The sequence below is a fragment of the Streptomyces atriruber genome (assembly GCF_001418325.1).
Classification (GTDB): Bacteria; Actinomycetota; Actinomycetes; order Streptomycetales; family Streptomycetaceae; genus Streptomyces; species Streptomyces atriruber.
Map to the genome: position 1 here is coordinate 1 of NZ_LIPN01000516.1, position 4,927 is coordinate 4,927.

Here is a 4,927-nt window from a genome sequence, read left to right on the forward strand (position 1 = left end):
TCGCCGCCGCCCACCACATCTCCACGCGCTATCTGCACCGGCTCTTCCAGGACCAAGGGCTGACGGTCTCCTCCTGGATCCGGCGGCTGCGCCTGGAGCGCTGCCGCCGGGCGCTGGCCAATCCGACGCTCGCCGCCGTGCCCGTCGGCGCCATCGCGGCCCGCTGGGGCTTCGCCCAGCCCGCCGTCTTCACCCGCGCCTTCCGCGCCGCGTACGGGCTCACGCCCAGCGAGGTGCGCGCTCGCACACTGATGAGCAACGGGAGTGCGCTGGCGGTCAACAACAGTGCGCCCATGGTCAAAGACGTGGGATGAGGAGTCGGGAAGACTCTGGTCCGGCGGCGAGATCGGGGGGCCGCCGCCGGTGTCCGCCACTGCGCCCAAGGAAACGGGGGAGGGCGTAGGGGTGCGTGACACCTGATGAGGCGGTGTGTCGGTGGGCCGGTACGTCCGGCACCGGCACGCCGCCCGGGTGCCCCCCTCGCGCTCCCCTCTCACGCTTCTCTCTCCCCCGCGCTCCCCCGCGGCCCGCGATCCCCCTCGGCTCGTCACCGTACGTGACCGCCGACCGTCCGACCGCGCCTCCACATCATGTCGATCCTGTGCATCTTTGCAGTCGGGGCCATGGAACCCGGACGAGGCCGCCCATCTTGCCGGGTGCCCTGCGCGAGCGGCGTGATAACACGGAGTGATCATCGTCGAAGGAGGGTACGACCTCGTGGGCATCTTCAGCCGTCGCCAGACCGCCACCATCGAGCCGACGCCGGCCGGTGGCCCCGGCGCGCCCGGCACGCAGGCCTCGTCCGGTGGCGTCGCACTCGACTCCGCGCTGCGCGATCTGACGGGGCGGTGGACCATCGACCGCCCGCACAGCCGCGTCGGGTTCTCCGTGCGGCACGCGATGGTGACGACCGTCCGGGGCGCCTTCGCGGACTACGACAGCACCTTGTACTTCGACGGCGACCGGCCCTCCGAGTCGCGGGCCGACATCGTCATACGGGTCGCCAGCGTCGACACCGGCGTGGAGCAGCGGGACGCGCACCTCGTCGGCACCGACTTCTTCGACGCGCGCCGCTTCCCGGAGATGACGTTCCGCAGCACCTCCACCGTCCACGAGGGCGGGGAGAGCTTCCGCATGACCGGGGACCTGACCATCCGCGAGGTCACCCGCCCCGTCGAGCTGCAACTCGACTATCTGGGTTCGGTCGTGGACCCCTTCGGTTTCGAGCGGGTCGGGTTCGACGGCACCACCACCATCGACCGCACCGAGTGGGGGCTGGTCTACAACCAGCGTCTCGCGGCGGGCGGCACCATGGTGAGCGAGAAGGTCCGGCTGCAGTTCGACATCTCCGCGGTGCGGGCCACCACCACGTCGTAGCGCGGCGTGCGGCCGCCCGTCGCCGCCCGCCCTACTCGCGCTTCGCGTCCTCGTCCCTCAGCGCCCTCGTCTCGCTCTTGAGGATGCGCAGGGACTTGCCCACCGAGCGGGCGGTGTCCGGGAGTTTCTTGGAGCCGAACAGCACCACGATCACGAGCACCACGATCAGTAGGTGCCAGGGCTGCAGAGCGTTGCGGATCATCGGTGGCCCTCGTTTCTCACGCTTGTCGCACACTTGCCATATTGCGCAACTGTACAACTGTCACGACGGTACGCCGACGCGGCTCCGGAGTGTCAGCAGTGCCGTCGCGTAGAGCGCCAGGACCAGCGCCAGGAGTGCGTAGGCGAGGAGCGGCAGGGCCGTCATGCCGAGGAGGGGACCCAGCGGTGAGAGCGGAAGGAGGAGGCCCGCGAGCGCCAGGGCCGTTGCCGCACGGGTGACCGGGGAGACCGAGGTGACCGTCGTGCGCGTCGTGCGCAGGAGCAGCATCGCCGAGGCCTGCGTGAGCAGGTTCTCGGTGAACCAGCCCGAGTGGAACAGGGACTCGTCCTCCGTCCCCGTCGGGCCCGGCGCCGCGAGCGCGAGGACCGCGAAGGTCGCCAGGTCCGCCACCGCGTTGAGCACGCCGAAGCCCGTGATGAGGCGGAGGAAGGCCCGGGGGCGCAGTGCGACGGGGCGGCGCAGGGCCGTGGCCGCCGGGCGCTCGTGGGCGAAGGCGAGCTGGGCCGCGTCGAAGCAGAGGTTCTGGACGAGCACCTGGGCCGGGAGCATCGGCAGGAAGGGCAGGAGGAGGCCCGCGGTGAGCATCGCCATGACGTTGCCGAGGTTCGAGGAGAGCGTGATGCGCAGATACGTCGCGATGTTCGCGCCACCGGTCCGGCCCGCGGTGACGGCGTGGTCGATCGCTGCCAGGCCGCCGGCCGCGGCTCGGGGGTCGTGTGCGTGTTCCCGCGCGCGTTCCGGCAGCACCACGTCCGCCGCCTCCCGCGCCACCGGCACCGCGTCGTGCGGGGCCAGGGCCACGTCGGCCGCGTGCAGGGCAGGCAGGTCGTTGACGCCGTCGCCCAGGAATCCCGTGGTGTGGCCGTGGGCGCGCAGGGCAGCCACGACCCGGGCCTTGTGGTCAGGGGTGCAGCCCGCGAAGACCGTGGTGCGGTGGGCCAGTTCGGCCAGTTCCGCGAGGCGGGCGGGCGGCAGGGCGTCGATGTCGGCGGCCGTGCGGACGGCGTCCGGGGCGACGTCCAGGCCCAGGTCGCGGCAGGCGCGTGCGGCCGTGCCCGGGTGGTCGCCGGTGAGGATCTTGACCGTGACGCCGCGGTCGGCGAGCGCGCGCAGGGCGGGTCCGGCCGCCGGTGTCAGGGCGTCGGTGAAGGTGACGAAGCCGCGGAAGGTCAGGTGGTGCACGTCGGCCGGGGTCCAGGGTGCGTGCCGGGCGGTCGCGGCGAGGCGTGCGGTCCCTGTGAGCCGGGCGGTCGTGGTGAGGCGTGCCGGGCGGTCCGCCGTGGCCAGGGCCAGCACGCGCAGACCATCCGCCGCGTACCGGTCCGCCCGTGCGTGCAGCCGTGCGCGCTCCTCGTCGGGCAGGTCGCAGAGCTCCAGTACGTTCTCGACAGCGCCCTTGACCACCAGCGTGTGGACACCGAGGCCCGCGCCGGGGCGTGTGACGACTGCGGTGGCGAGGCGGCGTACGGGGTCGAAGGGCAGCACCGCCACGCCGTCGTAGCGGGTGAGGGCGTCCTCGTCTGCCGCGGCCGCGGCGAGGATCGCCTCGTCGAGGGCGTCCGGGGCGGGCAGGTCGGCCAGTTGCAGGGTCCACCAGGCGTTCACCGCCGCCCAGTGCAGGACCTCGGGGGCGTCGTGGCCCGCCGCGTCGACGCCGCGGTCGACCAGCGGGCGGTCCTGGGTGAGCGTGCCGGTCTTGTCGACGCACAGGACGTCCATGGCGCCGAGGTCGTGCAGGGCGGGCAGCCGTCCGACGATCACGCCGTGGGTGCGGGCGAGGTGGGCGGCGCCCCGGGCCAGGCACGTCGTGACGACGACCGGCAGCATCTCCGGGGTGAGTCCGACCGCCACCGCGACGGCGAACGGCAGCGTCTCCAGGCCCCGGCCGCGCAGGGCCGCGTCCGCCATGAGCACCAGCGGAGGCGTGAGCAGCATGAAGCGGATGAGGATCCAGGAGATGCCGTGCACGGAACGGTCGAAGGCGCGGGCCGGTCGCCGCTCCACGCCGACTGTGCCGGGCGGGCCGGGCGTCGTGTACGTCGCGGCGAAGCGCGTGTGCCGTCCCGTGGCCGTCACGACCGCGGTGCCGCTGCCCGCGGTGACGCTGCTGCCCTGGAAACATAGGTGGGGGTGCGTGTGGGGGTGATCACCGCCGACAGGGGGCGTCTTTCGCCCCTCGGGCGGCGCCCAGGGGTGTTTGCCGGTCGGGGACGACTCCCCCGTCAGCGGGGCCTCGGTCACGGACAGGGCCGTCGCGCCGAGCACGTGCGTGTCCGCCGGGACCACGTCTCCGGGGGCCAGCCGGATGATGTCTCCGGGGACCAGCTCGTCGACGGGGAGTTCGCGGGGCGAGGCCCGCCCGTCGGCGGCGGACGGGCGGCGCAGGACCGTCGCCGTCGTGGGCACCAGGTCGCGCAAGGCCGTCATCGCGCGGTCGGCGCGGTGTTCGCCCGTCGCGCGGAGCGCGCAGCTCACCGCCACCAGGACGGTGATCACAGAGGCCGTGCCCCACGCCGCCATGACCGCGGAGACGAGGCCCAGGCAGAACAGGACCGCGGTGAAGGGGTCGCGCACTCCGCGTACGAAACGGAGCGGCCAGGGCACCGTCCGCCGGGTCGGCAGCACGTTCGGGCCGTGGCGGGCCAGGCGGGCGTCGGCCTCCTCCTCCGTGAGGCCTCGCGGTCCGGTCTCCAGCGAGCGCAGGACCTGGAGCGTGGTCGGCCCGGACACCGGCCCCTCAGGCACCGGTTCCGCGGAGTCGGCGGGCCGGGGCGGTGGACGCCTCGGCACGCGACGCGAGTTGGGTGACCATCAGGCGTACGACCGTCACCACGTCGGGGTCGGCGACGAAGTACACCACGCGGCGGCCCTCGCGGCGCGACCCGACGAGCCCGGCCAGTTTCAGCTTGGTGAGGTGCTGGCTGACGGCGGGCAGCGCGCCGCCCACCCGATCGGCGAGGCCGCTCACATCGCTCTCGCCCTGCGCCAGGGCCCACACGATGTGCAGCCGTGCGGACGACGCGAGCAGACCGAAGGCGGCGGCCGCTTCCGTGAGGAGTTCGGCGGGCGGATCGTCCTGACCGCCGAAACGGGCGTCCCCAGCGGCAGGAGCGGGGGCAGCGGCAGAGACAGGGGCCCCGACAGGGCCGCCCACGCCGTCCGTCGTCGCCGACGCCGTCCGTCGGCCTCCCGCTCTCACCACCGTCACCCTTCTCGTCCCACTGCTCGTCCCACCGCGCGTCCCGCTCGTCCTTCGTGCCCGCGGCGTCAGCCGTCAGTCTAGGTCGGGGCCGGGCGGCCCCCGCCCTCCCGCGCCCTCCTCCGAAC

General features: G+C 73.7%; 5 protein-coding genes. 2 read left to right on the forward strand and 3 right to left on the reverse strand.

The features are described 5' to 3' along the window. Positions 1 to 314, forward strand: a 314-nt coding sequence (locus AOK03_RS37390) for a helix-turn-helix domain-containing protein (protein ID WP_157869187.1), incomplete at its 5' end; no start/stop codon positions are given. 403 nt (positions 315 to 717) lie between these two features. Next, a complete protein-coding gene (locus tag AOK03_RS37395; RefSeq protein WP_055569832.1) occupies positions 718 to 1,377 on the forward strand; it encodes a YceI family protein in 660 nt (219 codons plus the stop codon). Positions 1,378 to 1,408: 31 nt separating this feature from the next. Here AOK03_RS37395 and tatA read toward each other — a convergent pair whose 3' ends face one another. The 3 genes from tatA to AOK03_RS37410 are packed head-to-tail and all read right to left on the reverse strand — an operon-like array spanning position 1,409 to position 4,754. Further along, positions 1,409 to 1,579 carry a Sec-independent protein translocase subunit TatA gene (tatA, locus tag AOK03_RS37400; RefSeq protein ID WP_055569829.1) on the reverse strand — a complete coding sequence of 57 codons (171 nt, stop codon included), beginning with the start codon at positions 1,577 to 1,579 and terminating at the stop codon, positions 1,409 to 1,411. A gap of 60 nt (positions 1,580 to 1,639) precedes the next feature. Next, positions 1,640 to 4,390, reverse strand: a complete 2,751-nt coding sequence (locus AOK03_RS37405; RefSeq protein ID WP_055569830.1) for a P-type ATPase actuator domain-containing protein — start codon at positions 4,388 to 4,390, stop codon at positions 1,640 to 1,642. Continuing rightward, on the reverse strand, positions 4,338 to 4,754 hold the full coding sequence (locus AOK03_RS37410; RefSeq protein WP_055569831.1) for an ArsR/SmtB family transcription factor: 417 nt from the start codon (positions 4,752 to 4,754) through the stop codon (positions 4,338 to 4,340). Before AOK03_RS37410 ends, AOK03_RS37405 begins: the two co-directional genes overlap by 53 nt. Positions 4,755 to 4,927 lie beyond the last annotated feature (173 nt).